The sequence below is a fragment of the Alcaligenes sp. SJTW-7 genome (assembly GCF_047716895.1).
GTDB lineage: Bacteria > Pseudomonadota > Gammaproteobacteria > Burkholderiales > Burkholderiaceae_B > Alcaligenes > Alcaligenes ammonioxydans.
On record NZ_CP136682.1, the window covers coordinates 1,467,775 to 1,482,801 of the forward strand.

The 15,027-nt window shown below is 57.4% G+C and carries 16 protein-coding genes; 3 read left to right on the plus strand and 13 right to left on the minus strand.

The genetic code is table 11. The annotated features are described in order from the left end of the window. Positions 1–152 precede the first annotated feature (152 nt). Positions 153–1,601, minus strand: coding sequence for a diguanylate cyclase (locus RSQ48_RS06525; RefSeq protein ID WP_415302257.1), 1,449 nt, complete (start codon positions 1,599–1,601; stop codon positions 153–155). 178 nt (positions 1,602–1,779) lie between these two features. Next, the gene (locus RSQ48_RS06530; protein WP_003801561.1) at positions 1,780–2,046 is read right to left on the minus strand and encodes a hypothetical protein; all 267 of its coding nucleotides are present in this window, start codon (positions 2,044–2,046) and stop codon (positions 1,780–1,782) included. 553 nt (positions 2,047–2,599) lie between these two features. Between RSQ48_RS06530 and RSQ48_RS06535 the strand changes: the two genes are divergently transcribed. Beyond that, positions 2,600–3,469, plus strand: coding sequence for an MOSC domain-containing protein (locus tag RSQ48_RS06535; protein WP_415302258.1), 870 nt, complete (start codon positions 2,600–2,602; stop codon positions 3,467–3,469). Positions 3,470–3,511: 42 nt separating this feature from the next. Here RSQ48_RS06535 and RSQ48_RS06540 read toward each other — a convergent pair whose 3' ends face one another. Beyond that, positions 3,512–3,970 carry an Lrp/AsnC family transcriptional regulator gene (locus tag RSQ48_RS06540; RefSeq protein WP_039943352.1) on the minus strand — a complete coding sequence of 153 codons (459 nt, stop codon included), beginning with the start codon at positions 3,968–3,970 and terminating at the stop codon, positions 3,512–3,514. A gap of 149 nt (positions 3,971–4,119) precedes the next feature. Between RSQ48_RS06540 and metC the strand changes: the two genes are divergently transcribed. After that, on the plus strand, positions 4,120–5,343 hold the full coding sequence (gene metC / locus RSQ48_RS06545; RefSeq protein ID WP_003801555.1) for a cystathionine beta-lyase: 1,224 nt from the start codon (positions 4,120–4,122) through the stop codon (positions 5,341–5,343). Here metC and RSQ48_RS06550 read toward each other — a convergent pair. The 4 genes from RSQ48_RS06550 to RSQ48_RS06565 all read right to left on the minus strand — a co-directional run bounded on the left by RSQ48_RS06550 (position 5,323) and on the right by RSQ48_RS06565 (position 7,393). Further along, positions 5,323–5,796 carry a hypothetical protein gene (locus RSQ48_RS06550; protein WP_003801553.1) on the minus strand — a complete coding sequence of 158 codons (474 nt, stop codon included), beginning with the start codon at positions 5,794–5,796 and terminating at the stop codon, positions 5,323–5,325. The two genes, metC and RSQ48_RS06550, sit on opposite strands and share 21 nt — an antisense overlap. A gap of 155 nt (positions 5,797–5,951) precedes the next feature. Further along, on the minus strand, positions 5,952–6,365 hold the full coding sequence (locus tag RSQ48_RS06555; protein ID WP_003801551.1) for an NUDIX hydrolase: 414 nt from the start codon (positions 6,363–6,365) through the stop codon (positions 5,952–5,954). 44 nt (positions 6,366–6,409) lie between these two features. After that, positions 6,410–6,799, minus strand: coding sequence for a YbaN family protein (locus RSQ48_RS06560; protein ID WP_039943286.1), 390 nt, complete (start codon positions 6,797–6,799; stop codon positions 6,410–6,412). 3 nt (positions 6,800–6,802) lie between these two features. Next, positions 6,803–7,393, minus strand: a complete 591-nt coding sequence (locus RSQ48_RS06565; RefSeq protein ID WP_003801546.1) for a peroxidase-related enzyme — start codon at positions 7,391–7,393, stop codon at positions 6,803–6,805. Positions 7,394–7,570: 177 nt separating this feature from the next. Between RSQ48_RS06565 and argG the strand changes: the two genes are divergently transcribed. Beyond that, positions 7,571–8,905 carry an argininosuccinate synthase gene (gene argG / locus RSQ48_RS06570; protein ID WP_003801544.1) on the plus strand — a complete coding sequence of 445 codons (1,335 nt, stop codon included), beginning with the start codon at positions 7,571–7,573 and terminating at the stop codon, positions 8,903–8,905. A gap of 263 nt (positions 8,906–9,168) precedes the next feature. On the opposite strand, the gene RSQ48_RS06575 is transcribed toward argG, so the two are convergent. The 6 genes from RSQ48_RS06575 to RSQ48_RS06600 form a co-directional block, all read right to left on the minus strand. Beyond that, a complete protein-coding gene (locus RSQ48_RS06575) occupies positions 9,169–10,002 on the minus strand; it encodes a phosphodiesterase (RefSeq protein WP_240208826.1) in 834 nt (277 codons plus the stop codon). A gap of 89 nt (positions 10,003–10,091) precedes the next feature. Beyond that, the gene (locus RSQ48_RS06580; protein ID WP_059317776.1) at positions 10,092–11,156 is read right to left on the minus strand and encodes an ABC transporter ATP-binding protein; all 1,065 of its coding nucleotides are present in this window, start codon (positions 11,154–11,156) and stop codon (positions 10,092–10,094) included. Beyond that, complete coding sequence (locus RSQ48_RS06585) at positions 11,146–11,946, minus strand: ABC transporter permease (RefSeq protein ID WP_039943284.1); 801 nt, start codon at positions 11,944–11,946, stop codon at positions 11,146–11,148. Before RSQ48_RS06585 ends, RSQ48_RS06580 begins: the two co-directional genes overlap by 11 nt. A gap of 19 nt (positions 11,947–11,965) precedes the next feature. Then, positions 11,966–12,772, minus strand: coding sequence for an ABC transporter permease (locus RSQ48_RS06590; protein ID WP_415302259.1), 807 nt, complete (start codon positions 12,770–12,772; stop codon positions 11,966–11,968). A gap of 22 nt (positions 12,773–12,794) precedes the next feature. Then, positions 12,795–13,802 (minus strand): ABC transporter substrate-binding protein, encoded by a 1,008-nt coding sequence (locus tag RSQ48_RS06595; protein WP_415302355.1) that lies wholly within the window; start codon positions 13,800–13,802, stop codon positions 12,795–12,797. Positions 13,803–13,907: 105 nt separating this feature from the next. Then, positions 13,908–14,972 (minus strand): LacI family DNA-binding transcriptional regulator, encoded by a 1,065-nt coding sequence (locus tag RSQ48_RS06600; RefSeq protein ID WP_240208825.1) that lies wholly within the window; start codon positions 14,970–14,972, stop codon positions 13,908–13,910. Positions 14,973–15,027: the final 55 nt, after the last annotated feature.

Below are 15,027 nucleotides of genomic sequence, written 5' to 3' on the forward strand. Positions count from 1 at the left end.
GCAAATCAGCGTGCGCTTGGCTGGTGCTTACTCCGTGCGGCAAGGTCAAACACGCCTGGCACAAAGGTGAGGCATAAACTGACGCCATATTACCGCTCCCTGATGGTTTGTTTCGTTTTGACACATCAGTATCGGTTTGCTTACGGGTAACGTCAAGTCCCTGTTTGGGGTTCGGGGAACGGGTAGGAAAAGCTCTGGTCCCGGCCCGCCCGTTTAGCCTCATACAGGGCTTTGTCGGCTTGGCGAAGCAGGGCATGCAGATCCAGGGTGGAAGGCTCCAGAGTGGCAACCCCCAGGCTGGCGGTCATGGTCAGTTGCTGCTGATTGTCCAGAGAAAACGGCAGCAAGGCGATGCTTTTGCGGACTCGCTCGGCCACGGCATGCGCTTGAGCGGCCCCGCAGTCTGGCAGCAAAATGCCGAACTCCTCACCTCCCAGCCGCCCGCATAAGTCGGTATCGCGCAACGCCAAGGAAATGCGTTGCGTAATGGCGCTCAGGGCCAGATCGCCGACATGATGGCCATGCGTGTCGTTAATGGGCTTGAAGTGGTCGATATCCAGAACAATGACGCTGACGGGGATATGTTTCAGGCGGCATTGGGTCAATGCATCCTGGCTTTGCTGGTAAAAGGCCTGTTTGTTGAGCAGACCTGTCAGGGCATCGCGGTGCGCCAGTCGCTGGAGTTTCTCCACCGCCAGATTGCGTGCCGACATCAGGCTGGCGCAGGTAATGCAGGCCAGGGCAATAGAAGCGATTCCAATCCGCAAGGACAACAAATCCAGCGATGTGTGTAACTGGCTGGGCAGAAAGTACACCGGCGGGTTCAGTGCGAAAAGTGTCCAGAGTACGTAGAACAAGGTCAGTAGCGTGGTGGAAAAGAGCGAATAGCTCAACGCGCACCACAATAAAGGCAGAACGGGAAAGGCCATTGAGCCTGGGCCGTCAATCAGCAGGCTCAATAAGCTGGTCAGCAGTAACGACAAAGCGGGTGCCAACTGAGCCAGGCTTGTCAGGTGAGGTTCATTCCAATATTCCAGAAAACGGCGTAGGGGACGGGAAGGGGCCGTTAGAATGACCGGAAGGATCGCCGCGTAGGAAATCATGCCCGTCAGCATCCAGGACAAAATGGCCAGTGACAAAGGCTGGGGAGTATGCAGATACAAGGCAAGGCCGCCTAGCAAGGCCGACACCACGCAAGCCAGACTGCAGTAGGCAGCCAGGGTCAACATGGCCTGGGGGCGACGCAAAGATAGATCCAGCAAAGGGTTGTGCGTGATGAGCCAATAAGCCAGGCCCAAGCCGCTGGCGTCGGCCACGGTCAGTAATAGGGCGATAGGCAAGGGGTTGCCGGCAATCAGTTCGGCACACAGGTAGGCCACTACCACAATGGTCCAGTTAAGAACCTGCCGCCCCCAATCCGGGCGTCGAAGAAACAGCCCCAGAAGCACCGCTTCGGCTGGCCAGAAAATGGTCAGAGCGTCGTAATGGCGCAAGCGGGTACCCAGCAGGGTCAAGACCAAGACCAGGCTGAATAGAAGAAAACGAGAGAGGAAGGAGTGGCGCCGGGATGGGCGCAAGCAGAACGCCTGCTTTGGGTTCATATCCGTTGCCATAGGAGCGCCTGCTCGTCGTGGACGCTTTACAGCGTCGGATAAGTTTCAAGCCGCTACTATTTTAGGATGAAAGCGGAAATGTTTATTTCAAATTGTAATTATATGTTCTTAAATGAAATTAATGCGGGGTATTCCGCTTACCCCGCATTATCTGGCACACATCGCTTTAGTTCAAGGCGGGCATAGGATGACGAGGCGCCACGTGATGCACATCCTGCAAACGGAAGCGGAACCGCACATTCGCATCCTGACTGTGAGCATCGGCCGTGTAGGTCGTGCAGCCATGTACGGGTGAACTGAAGATCACCGTGCCGGCCATGCGCGGGCCGTTCTTGGGTTGTAGATAAACCGTATCGCCAATGCGAATATCGGTTTTGTTCAGGGCAATATGCTCAGGACGCGAGATCAAGCCAGTTGGATAGATATTTTTCATGTTTTTTTCCTTATCGTGTGGCGTCATTACATCGTTTTTTTATTGAGATTTGATGACACCATGATGGACCGGACTCCACACGGAGACCAAGCCATTACTATTTCAATGTAGATCTTTGCTGACTGGACGACAAATGCGCCAGACAAACAAGCTCTGTGGTGGCATGGACAGCGCCTTATTCGTTTGCCAAGCAAATGGACGCAGCGAGACCGCTACGATGCAAAAAATAAGTCTGGATGTGGCTGTCGTCGCCGTAGTGAATGAATACCCGCATGTTTGGGGGACATGCCAAAAGGTCAGCAGGACCTAAGTAGATGGGTACATTCCAAAAAAATTTGACCGCATATTTTTAATCTAATGGATGTGTTGCTGCGATCTGTCGTCTATTAAGACATGATTCGATGGCTTTGTCAAGATATAAAGCGGCAAAGTTATCGGAGGGCGATGTTTCTGACCCACGTCGTGGGGAGTGCTTGTCTTGGTATTTGGGGCTGCCTGTTCTGGCTGATCTAGAATGGATTCCTTGTCTTTTTGCCTTTTGTTGTCGCGACTCATGATTACCATTACCGGTTTGTTTACTCATCCCATCAAGTCCTGCGCAGCCCAGGCGCACCCGCAGGGGGTGCTGGCGAGTGTGGCAGGCCTGGCTTACGACCGAGAGTGGGTGGTGGTCGATCAGCAAGGCGTATTCATGACCCAGCGCCGCTGGCCCCGAATGGCGTTGATTCGCCCTGTTGTGCAGGATGGGCGAATCACCCTCCAGGCGCCCGGTATGGAAACCTTGTCCTGGTCTCTGGACGCGCCGGTCGGCGAGAACGTCGCCGTGTCGGTGCGTATCTGGAGCTCGGACACCTTGGGCCGGGATGAGGGCGACTTGGTCGCACACTGGTTCAGTGATTTTTTGCAAACCCCGTGTCGGGTGCTGCGCAGGCATAGCCGGGCCCGTCGTCATGTCTTGACCGAACGTGTGCGTCCCTGGGAAGAAAAGTCACAGGGCTGGCGTTCAATCGGCGATCAGCAACAGGGTTTTGGCTTTGCGGATGCACTGCCTTTCTTGTTTATCAATGAAGCGTCCGTGGAAGAATTGAATCGTCTGGTGCAGCAGTCCGGTGAGCAGGCCGTGCCCGTCGATCGTTTCCGTGCCAATGTGGTTTTCAAGGGTCTGCCTGCCTACGAGGAAGATTATGTCCTTGGCCTGAGCAGCGAAGGATTAAGTTTTGCCTTCGTTCGCCAATGTACTCGTTGCCCTATGCCTAACGTGAATCAGCTCACCGCCGAGATCGGCACGCAGCCAGGCCTGGCCTTGGCGCAAAGTCGCCAGTTTGCACAAGGTACCTTGTTCGGCATGCAGGCCATGCTGGTCGAGTCACCCGCTCAGAGGCTAACGATTGGTCAGACCCTGGATGTGGAATACAGTTTTTAGGGCGCTGGCGGGCTTGAGTGCCTGAGAGGCGGGCAAGAGGCTTCAGGCATAGTCCAGGGGCAGGCGTGTCGTGAACTTGATTTGCTCCATGGCAAAGCTGGAGCTGACATCGGTCAGCTCAATTTCCGAGATCAGGCGCTGGTAAACACGATCAAAACTCTTGATGTCCGGTACCACGACGCGTAGTAAATAATCGGTATCGCCGCTCATGCGATAGAACTCCACGATCTGAGGAATGGCCTCGACCACGGCGGAAAACTGGCTGTACCACTGCTTGTTGTGCTGATTCGTTTTGATGGCCACAAATACCGTGACACCCACATTCAGCTTTTCCGGGCTGAGCAGCGCCACTCGCTTTTCGATATAGCCATCTTGCTCCAACCGTTGTATGCGACGCCAGCATGGGGTGCTGGACAAACCGACACGATCGGCAATGTCCTGGATGGGCGAAGTGGCGTCGTTTTGCAGTATTTCCAGGATGTGCTTGTCGAACTTATCCAGCATAAGAAAAAATTCCCAATAAAAAGGATGGATGAGGATTTTTATTCTATTTATTCTCCCTATCCTAGGGTGAAAAGGCAATAATTGCCTGCCTGCTCTTGCGTAGACTGTTTCCATTCATCTCTTGTGAACAGGACCAGGAAAACAGCATGCAGGATTGCGATTATCAAAATACCCGTTTGACGCATATGGGTCGGGACAGCCGTGTGTCAGGCGGCTTTGTCAATGTACCCATTTGCCGGGGGTCGACCATTTTGGCCGACAATCTGGAGCAATGGACACAGCGCAAAGAGCCTGATAACCCGTACGCCTCTTATGGTCGTTTCACCAACCCCACCTTGCAGACCCTGACACAGGCCGTGGCCGAGCTGGAAGGGGGATTTCAGGCCAGCGTGTTTCCTTCCGGTCTGGCTGCTTGTACCCACACCTTGCTGGGCATGCTGGAAGTGGGTGACCATTTGCTCTTGCCTGATTCGATTTATGGTCCGATGCGCACGTTTGCGCAGCAGGTGCTGGCTGGCCGGATGCGTATTCAGGTTCAGTTTTACGAGCCCTGCATCGGAGAGGGGATCGCTCGTCTGATTCGTCCCAACACCAAGGTCGTGTATGTGGAGTCCCCGGGGTCTGCCACTTTTGAGATCCAGGATATCCCCGCTATCGCGCGTTGCGCGCATGCAGCCGGGGCCTATGTATTGCTGGACAACACGTGGGCCACACCTTTGTTTTTCCAAGCTTTTGAGCACGGTGTGGATGTGTCCATACAGGCCGCCACCAAGTATTTGACCGGGCATTCGGATGCCTTGCTGGGGGTTGCGACTGCTAATGAGCGGGCCTGGCCTTTGCTGCGCCGTGCGGCACATGATTTTGGCCAGACAGCGGGGCCAGATGATGCCTTTTTGGCGTTGCGAGGCTTGCGCACCTTAGGCGTGCGCCTGCGTCAGCATCAGGCCAGCGCCTTGCAGATTGCGCGTTTTCTTGAACATCATCCGCAGGTGCGTCAGGTATTGCATCCTGCACTGGAATCGCACCCCGGGCATGCTATCTGGAAGCGGGACTTCACCGGCGCAACTGGCCTGTTCGGCGTGGTGCTCGAGCCCTTGAGCCACGAGCAGCTCTCACGCTTTTTTAAAGCCTTGCAGCTGTTCGGTATTGGCCTGTCCTGGGGCGGCTTTGAAAGTCTGGCTTTGCCCATCGATATGCCCAAACGCAACGGGCGTGCCTTGTTTGGCGAAGGACAACTGCTGCGTTTGCATGTCGGGCTGGAGGAGCCCGGGCACTTACAGCAGGATCTGGCGCAGGCTCTGGACGCGGCCTATGCGGTGGAAACGTCCGAAAACTCCGTAGGCTTGCGCTTAGTTGCCCAGCAGGCTTAATTGCTGGTTTTCTTGCCGGGCGATCAGGCGGCGTGTCTGCTCCTCGCTGATATCCAGGCTGGGGTCATCCAAGGATGGCTGCGCCGGGCTGGAGATGCGTTCTGCAATCCGGTTCCAGCGCAAACCCAGTTTGCTGGGCTTGGCAGGACGGCGACGACTGCGAGGAGCGGTTTCGTGTTGGTCCGGTGAGTATTGGGTGAGATCAAACTGGCCGGTCACAATCCCCACTTGCTTGAGCAAGACCATGGCTTGCAGGGGGCTTTTGAAGCTGCGTGGATCTTTACTGCGGGCGGTGACCAGCACCGCCTGTCCGGCACGCGTGGCTACCTGTACAAAAAAATGATTGCCTTGTCCTTTGATGGACACACCCAAAATTCCCCCTGCCTGCGTGGCGGCACGCAGTTGCTGAAGGGTAAAGGTGACGATTGCGCCTTGACAGGGCAAAGAGGACATAAATTAGCGCTCAATAAAAAAAGCCCGCCGTGGCGGGCTGGCCGGGCAAATAGCTGCGTCCCCCAAGAGGAGACTCAAGGGCGACATTATGCCAAAAAATAGTCGGCTCGTGGTTTGTGCCGCGCAAGAGAGCTCGCCTCAGACCCAGTCACCTCTCAGGCGCTTGCCGGAGCGCACAGGCGCGGCAAAATGTGATTGGCCAGCAAGGGGGCGAGGGTCAGAGAACGGATTTCTTGAGGGCTGACCCAGCGGGCTTCCTCCAGTTCGGCTGCCGCCTGGATGTCGCGCTCTACTGATAGGGTAAACACATGGGCATGAACCATATGGCCGGGCTCGTTGGCGGCGGGACTTTCAAAGTACGCCTCATAGCGGGCCTGCGCGGTTTCCTGTGCTGTCAGCCCAAGCTCTTCCTCCAGTTCACGCTGCAAGGCTTGTAAAGGCGTCTCACCAGCCTCCAGCTTGCCACCCGCCTGCATGTAATAGGCGCTGCCACGTTTGCGGACCAGCAGGATTTGTCCGGCAGGATTGGTGATATAGGCCGCGGCCAGCAAGATGACAGGAGGAGACATGGAATCTTCAAGCAAAAAAGGAAGCCAGGATCGGTTCAAGCAGGCTATTTTTGCACAGGGCCTGAAGACGTGTCATCCAGGGTTTTGCTGCGGAGCAGATAACGGGTGGCAAAAATGCCGGGAATCAGCAAACCCAGACGGTACCAGCCCAAGTGGCTGGTTAACCACGCTGACACTGCCAGCGACAGCCACAAGATAATCAATGCTCGACGCTTGGCCTGGCGTGTCAGCCCCTGGCCGTTCTCCCAGTTGCGCAGGTAAGGGCCAAGATGGCGCTGATTCAGCAGCCATTGGTGAAAACGTGGGGAGCTACGCGAAAAGCACCAGGCGGCCAGCAGGACAAATGGTGTGGTAGGCAGCAAAGGCAAAATAGCGCCGGCAATGGCCAGCGCCACACAAATCCACCCGGCGCACAACAGGGCGTAGCGCATCATTGTTTAGCGTGGCACACGGCCCAGCATATAAAACTCGTCATTGCAGCGCATGGACATGAAATTGGCCATGCGATTGCTCAAACCGAAAAAAGCACTGATGCCGGCAATGTCCCAGGCGTCTTCGTCGCTAAACCCGTGCTCGTGCAGCGCCTGGAAGTCGGCCTCGTCAATATCCTGGGCGTTTTGCGAGACTTTCAGAGCGAAAGCCAGCATTGCTTTTTGGCGAGCGCTAATGTCGGCCTTGCGCCAGTTGACGGCAACCTGGTCTGCCACCAGCGGGTTTTTGGCGCGGATACGTAAAATCGCGCCGTGGGCGATCACACAGTAATGGCATTGATTGGCCGCCGAGGTGGCCACCACAATCATTTCCCGATCAGCCTGGCTCAGGCCGCTGGGTTTTTCCATCAAGGCGTCATGATAGGCAAAAAAGGCACGGAACTCGTCAGGCCGATGAGCCAGGGCCAGAAACACATTGGGTATGAAGCCGGATTTTTCCTGCACTGCTTCAATACGGCTGCGAATATCGTCGGGCATTTCGGCCAGGGCAGGGACGGGGTAGCGGCTGATGGCAGCGTGAGCGGGTGTCTCGGGCATGGCAGGTCTCCAGGTAAAAAAGCGTGTTCTAGTTCATCGGGTAATTAAATCCAGCTACGCAAAGGTGTCCAGGGTCGGTCAAGGCGATATAATGACATATTGATCCGGCCGCGGGCAGGGCTCTTGTCGAGAGCCTGACAGGCGGAACTGTACTTGCACACCACTACTGACGCGATAATGACAACCATCCTTGAATCTCTTCCAGTCGGCCAGAAGGTCGGCATTGCCTTTTCCGGTGGCCTGGACACCAGCGCTGCCCTTTTGTGGATGCGCAATAAGGGCGCCATCCCTTACGCCTACACCGCCAATCTGGGTCAGCCCGACGAGCCCGATTACGATGCCATCCCTCGCAAGGCCAAGGAATACGGCGCCACCTTGGCTCGCTTGGTGGATTGCCGTCAGCAACTGGTGGCCGAAGGGATTGCCGCTTTGCAGTGCAACGCTTTTCATATCACCACGGGCGGTGTCACCTACTTCAACACCACGCCTATTGGCCGCGCTGTAACCGGTACCATGCTGGTGGCCGCCATGAAAGAGGACGATGTTCATATCTGGGGCGATGGCAGCACCTACAAGGGCAACGACATTGAGCGTTTCTACCGCTACGGTTTGTTGACCAACCCCGAACTGAAGATTTATAAGCCTTGGCTGGACCAGACCTTTATTGATGAGCTGGGTGGCCGTGCCGAGATGTCCGAGTACATGCAGGAAAACGGTTTCGACTACAAGATGTCGGCCGAGAAAGCCTACTCCACCGATTCCAACATGCTGGGTGCCACGCATGAGGCCAAGGATCTGGAGTACCTGAATGCCGGCATCAATATCGTCAAACCCATTATGGGTGTCGCGTTCTGGCGTGACGATGTGGCCGTGCCTGCTGAACAAGTGCGTGTGCGCTTTGAGGAAGGTCAGCCTGTTGCTCTGAACGGTGTGGAATTCTCCGACCCTGTGGAACTGATGCTGGAAGCTAACCGCATCGGCGGCCGTCATGGTCTGGGCATGAGCGACCAGATCGAAAACCGCATCATCGAAGCCAAGAGCCGTGGCATTTACGAAGCCCCCGGCATGGCTTTGCTGCACATTGCTTACGAGCGTCTGGTAACGGGTATTCACAACGAAGACACCATTGAACAGTACCGCATCAACGGTCTGCGTTTGGGTCGTCTGCTGTACCAAGGCCGTTGGTTCGACCCACAAGCCATCATGCTGCGTGAAACCGCCCAGCGCTGGGTGGCTCGTGCGGTGACTGGCGAAGTGACGCTGGAACTGCGCCGCGGTAATGACTACTCTATCTTGGATACCGTCTCGCCTAACCTGACCTACAAGGCCGAGCGTCTGAGCATGGAAAAAGTGGATAGCATGTTCTCGCCACGCGACCGTATCGGTCAGTTGACCATGCGCAATCTGGACATCGTGGACACACGCGACAAGCTGTTCACCTACACACAAGCTGGCCTGTTGGCTCCTGCGGCCGGTTCGGCTGTGCCTCAGCTGAAAGACAGCAAGAAGTAAGACCTGCCTTGCAGATCGGGGTGTCTCTGAACGGAGCGCCCTGGTTTGAGGCAGCGCCAACAAAATACCCCAATCCCTGTTGGATCAGGCATTGGGGTATTTTTGTGCATGCGGCGAGTCCCGGTGTGTCTGGTAACGATCCTGTTTAAGCGTTTCAGCGTTTGCTGATCGCGCCGGGCCAATGGGTTGCATCTATCTATCCTCAACCGGGGTTGAGGGGGGCAGCAAGGCCGCGCTACCCAGAGAAAGTGCTGCGCAGCGAATCAGTCGATGAGTTTGCCACTGGGTTCATGGAAGGCGAAGGGGCCGTCGAACTGGCCCACCGTAGCGGTGTGAGTGACAATCTGCCCGTGGCTATCGAGGGCGTGGACGGCATAGCCCGGCGGCTCCAGCGTCCAGGCAGAGGCGGCATCATCAGCCAGGTCCAGACACACCTGGTGCGCGACTGAAGGGGCCGTGCTGGCTATTGTTCCACCAAAACGGATCTGGATACTACGATGCAAATGCCCGCTGATGACCCGTTCGACCTGCGTGTGCTGACGAACGATCGCTTCCAGTTGCGCAGCGCCCTGCAGCAGGCCAATCCTGTCCATATGACCGATCAGGGTGTTGAACGGCGGGTGGTGCAGGGCAATGACAGTGGGACGTGTAGCGTGCTTTGCCAGTTCAGCAGCCAGCCAATCCAGTTGCGCCTGATCCAGGCTGCCTGCGCTGGCTCCCGCGACGGCACTGTCCAGCGCCAGCAGTCTGAGCCCTCCAATATCGACGCCGTAGCAAACCGGCCCGGTTTTGCCCAAATACGTATGGTCGGGGAAGCTTTCCCGTAGTTGCTGCCGGTCATCATGATTGCCTGGCAGCAGGTAGACGGGAATCGAGTCCAGCGGCGCGAGCAATCTGCGCAGTTGCGCATATTCCCGGGCTCGCCCAAAGTCAGTCAGATCGCCTGTCAGCACGATGGCATCCGGTCTTTGAGGCAGCGCCAGAGCATGGTCGATGGCAGCCTGCAAATAGGGGGCGGTATTGAGTCGTCCGTAGGCCAGTCGGCCTTCCTCCCGTATATGCGGGTCGGTCATTTGAATCAGTAGGGTGTTGAGCATCGGTATCAGGTCGCGCTGTGCGCTCCGTGTTGTTATCAGGTGGGGGCCCAAGGGAACCAGGCCTGGGCTGACCGGAAGGTGTGACTGCCTCAGGACATCGGCACCGAGCCAGGTATCAGCGAGTCCGGGTTGAGCTGAATACCCACTGTGCTGCCGAGCACGGCGGCATGGTCACGATCTACCTCGGCAATCAGGGGAGCTTGTCCGGCGACCTCCAGGGTCAACTGGACCCGCCCGCCCATAAAACTGCGTTGCTGAACACGGGCCCGTGCCCAGCCAGCCGGTGCCTCCATGCACACACGGATGTCCTCTGGGCGTAATAGTAATTCCTGTGACCCGCGTAAAGCCTCGGGGCAGGGCAGGCGCAGGTCTGCCAGCCGCACATCGTTATGAAACAGGCTTTGTGCGTTACGTTGCAGGACGTTGACGCGCCCCAGGAAAGTGGCGACAAACGGATGGGCGGGATGCCGGTACAGGCTTTCTCCGTCGCCAATCTGAATAATGCGGCCTTCGTGCATGACGGCCAGCCGGTCAGCAATGGCAAAGGCTTCCTGTTGATCGTGGGTGACGTGAACGGCGGTAATGCGCAGGCGTCGCAGCAGCTCGGCCAGTTCATCGCGCAACGAGACTTTCAGCTTGGCATCCAGGGCAGCCAAGGGCTCGTCCAGGAGCAGGACACGGGGTTGATTGGCGATGGCGCGGGCGATCGCAACCCGTTGTCGCTGTCCACCGGACAGGGCAGAAGGCAGGCGTTTTTCCAGACCATTCAGGCGCATCAGATCGACCAGTTCGCCTACCCGTTGCTGGCGCTCCGCTAGGGCCATGCCTTTGATTTTCGGGCCATAGCCGATGTTTGCCTCAACCGTCATGGCCGGAAACAGGGCGTAATGTTGAAACACCATGCCGACTTCGCGTTTTTCAATCGGCAGATGGGTAACGTCCTGTCCGTCGAACAGGATGCGGCTACCGGCATCGGGCATTTCCAGACCGGCGATCAGCCGCAGCAAGGTGGTCTTGCCGCAGCCCGAGGGGCCCAGCAGCGCCATGACTTCACCCGGGGCGATATCCAGGGTGCTGGGGTGCAAACCCCGTGTGCCATCCGCATAGGTTTTGGCGCATTGTTCAATGCGCACGGGTACGTGTTTAGTTTCCATATTGTTTCTCCAGCAAGCGCGCCAGGGCTTGCAGTGCCCAGAGCACGGGCAAGATGACAAGCATAAAAATCAGCGTATAGGCCGAACCCACTTCGATGCGCATGGAGGCGTAGCTGTCGGCCAAGCCCACTGGCAAGGTACGTGTCAGGGGGGTGTGGAGCATCCAGGTCAGGTTGAACTCCCCCAGCGACAGGGTGAAAACCATCAGGCTGCCGGCGACAACGGCGGGCAAGATGGCGGGAAGTAAAATCCCGAAAAAGATTTGAGTGAAACTGGCCCCCAGGGATCGGGCTGCTTCCTCCAGATCAACCAGGCTGCGTTTTTGCAGGGCGGCGGTGGTGGTGCGCACCATAAACGGCAGGGTAAATACAATGTGACCGACCAGAATGAACCAGAAACTCTGGCGAAAGCCTTGCAGTGAACCGTAAGCCAGCAGCAGGGCAAGGGCGGAGGCCATGCCGGGCACGGCCACGGGCAAGGTCAGCAGCTCCTCGAAACTGCGAGCCAGGCGGGAGCGGCTACGGGCCAGTGCATAGGCGCAAGGCAGTCCCAGTACGATGGCCGCCAGGACACAGAGCAGGGCCAGTTGCAGCGATAGCCAGACCGTACCGCCGTAGTTTGCCCAGACTTGTTCGAGCCATTTCAGCGTCAGGCCGCTTTTCAGACCGATGCGGTAGTTGTTGACCAGTCCTGCCATGACCGAAACCAGGATGGGGCCCAGCAGGAACAGGATGGTCAGGCCGGTAAGCGCCAGGAGCAGGGGAGCGGGCCGCTGAGAATGGGATAGCATTTTTGTGCTCATGACGTCCTCACACCACCACCGCGGGGTCGCGCACCACGCGCCGGGCCAGCCACAAGGTAAACCATGTCAGCAGCCCCAACGATATGGACAAGCTGGCAGCCAAGGTGAAATTCGCATAGTTGGTAAATTCGTTGTAGATCGTGATGGGCAAGACTTCGTAGCGGCTGGACAAGGTGAAGGCCGTCCCGAAGGCACCCATGGAAGTGGCAAATACGATGGCGCCGCAGGACAGCGACGTTGGCGCCAGCTCCGGTATCCAGACGTCCCGGGCAATATCCCAGCGTGTGGCACCACAGGAGCGGGCGGCTTCCTCCAGATTGCGGTCTATGGATTGGGCCGCGGCGGTGTAGGTGGCAATGACGCGAGGCAGGGAAAAGTACAGATAAGCCAGAAACAGACCCAGCAGGCTATAGGCAAACGTGATCCGCCCCAACCCCAGATCCTGGGTGATCTGGGCCAGCAGCCCCTGGCGACCACCCAGCAAGATGATGAAAAAACCCACGATGACGCCGGGAAAAGAGAGGGGAAGCGTCATCAAGGCGAGCAGCAGGCGTTTGGCAGGCACGCGGTGGCGGGCCATCACGATGCCAACGATGGCGCCGAGCACCAAGGTGGCCAGGGTTACCAGAGCGGACAGGAGCAGCGTTTGCAGCAGGGCCTGCAAGTACCGTCCCGATGTCAACACGACCCAGTAGGTGTCTATGCCTTCCTGAGCGGGCAATGCCAGAAGTTGTATCGCCGGCAACAGCCAGAACGCGGCAAAAAAAGCGACGGCAGGTGCCGAGCACAGGGGCAGCAGGTAGGTGGCTTGCATACGCTAACTCCGTCTGGACCGCTTAGCGGACCTCAGCCAGGTAACGCTCAGCAAAAGGCTTCTGACCTTGTGCCATGCGTGCGTAGTTAACGGCCTTGGCGCGCGCGTAGTCGCTGTCAGGCAGGAAGCGTGACTGTGCCTGCTCGCTGATGGCACTGCTGCGAATCGGGCGCAGGAAGGCATTGGCCCAGATAGCCTGGCCTTGCTCGGAGAGCACGAAATCCAGTACTTTGCGTCCCTGTTCGGCATGTGGGGCGTTCTTGACCAGCGACATGACGTACGGCACCACAATCGTGCCTTCCTGGGGAATGACGAATGCTACATCTTCCCCGTCTTTATATTGGGCGCGGTAGGCGCTGAAATCATAGTCCAGCAAGATGGGGATCTCGCCGGAAATCAGGCGAGCATAAGCGGTTTGTTTGGGGACGATGGGATTGTTCTGTTGCAGGGCCTTGAACCAGTTGATGGCGGGGTCAAAGTTGTCCATATTGCCGCCCAGGGCCTCGTTGATCGCAACGGCGCCGACATAGCCCACGAAGGCAGAGGAAGGGTCCAGATAGCCCACCAGACCTTTGTATTCTGGCTTGAGCAGATCGTTCCAGGACGTGGGCACCGGTACATCGCCCAAGGCCGATTTATTGACCATGATGCCCATGGTGCCCGAATGAATCGCGAACCAATGCCCTTGCGGATCTTTCAATCCTTCCGGAATCTGTTCCCAGCCTTCGGGTTTATAGGCTTGGGTCACGCCGTCTTTCTGGGCCTGGATGGCAAAGGTGATGCCCAGATACGTGACGTCAGCGACCGGATTGGCGGATTCGGCCAGTAGTTGAGCCAGTGACTGGCCGGAGTTCTTGTTATCGGGCGGCACGGTAATGCCGGTATGTTGCTTGATGGCTTCGATCTGGCTGGCCCAATCGGCCCATTCAGGGGGACAGTTGTAGCAAATGGCGGTCTGCGCGGCGACTGCGCTTCCCATCGTCATCAGGGCCAGGGGCAGTGCCACGCGGCAAGCCAATGTGCTCAGCATATGTTTCATGGTTGATCACTCCAGTTAGTAAGTGGTGTCAGGAAAAAGCCGGGAATGGCTTGAACGCAGGGGTGGTGGGAAAGAGTCTCACAGAGGAAAGGGGCCTCATCCTGTATGGGCCCTTGGTGAGCAAGGGGCAGGGGCGCAGGACTCGCCCCGGTCGAAGGTGTAGGGCAGCAGAACCGAGGCCTGCGCGGAAACTGTTTTTTGCTGGGCCACTGCCTCCAGCAGCAGGCCGATGCATTGGCGACCAATTTCTTCATTGGGCTGTGCGATGGTGGCCGGACGCGGAAACAGTTCAGCCCCTAGCGCAATGCCATCAAAGCCGATCACGCTGATATCGTTGGGAACCTGCAGGCCAATCTGTTGCGCTGTGCGCAGACAGCGAATGGCAATCAGATCATTGGAGCCAATCAAGGCCGTGGGACGTTCGGGCTGGCGCAAAAGTCGGGCGACGCTGGCAAGATGCACACCGTCAGAATGTGGCGTTTGCTCCTCTTCGCCCTGATCCATGAACGGCACTTCCAGCAGTGGCATGGGCGCCAGACCCGCCTTGTCCATTCCTTTTAGATAGCCATGGCTGCGTTGCTGGGCGCGATCAGACACGTGCAGATGACCGCTTACCATGGCAATGCGGCGATGGCCCAGTGTGGCCAGATGGCGGATCAATTCAATCATGGCCTGCTCGCCGTTGACGGTGACGCAAGGATGCTCGGGGTGCTGGTTGTAAGCCAGTACGTAGGGACAGCGAGTCTTGCCCAGTCGCACTAAAGCAGGGGAATGAGCCGGGTTGGAGACCACCAGCACAATGCCTTCCACATTGCTGGCCAGGAGCAAGGCGACTGCCTGGGATTCACGTTCAAGGTGGTAGTCGGTAAAGAAGGGCAAGATGGCATAGCCGCCGCGGGCTGCCGTATCGGCGATGCCTTTCAAACACTCGGCAAAAACGGGGTTGAGCAAGGTAGGCAAGACGACGCCGATGACCCGACTGCGTTGGCTGCGCAGACTGCGTGCCGAGGCATTGGGCTCATACCCCAGCGCGTCGATCGCGGCTTGCACGCGAAGGCGGGTCTTTTCGCCCACCTTTTCTGGCTCATTGAGCACGCGCGATACCGTGGCAACCGATACCTGGGCTGCTCTGGCGACATCCAGTATTCCTACATTGGCCATGACACCCAGCCGTCAAAATGAAAACGATTACATTTGAGCAAAGGCATATGTCAGG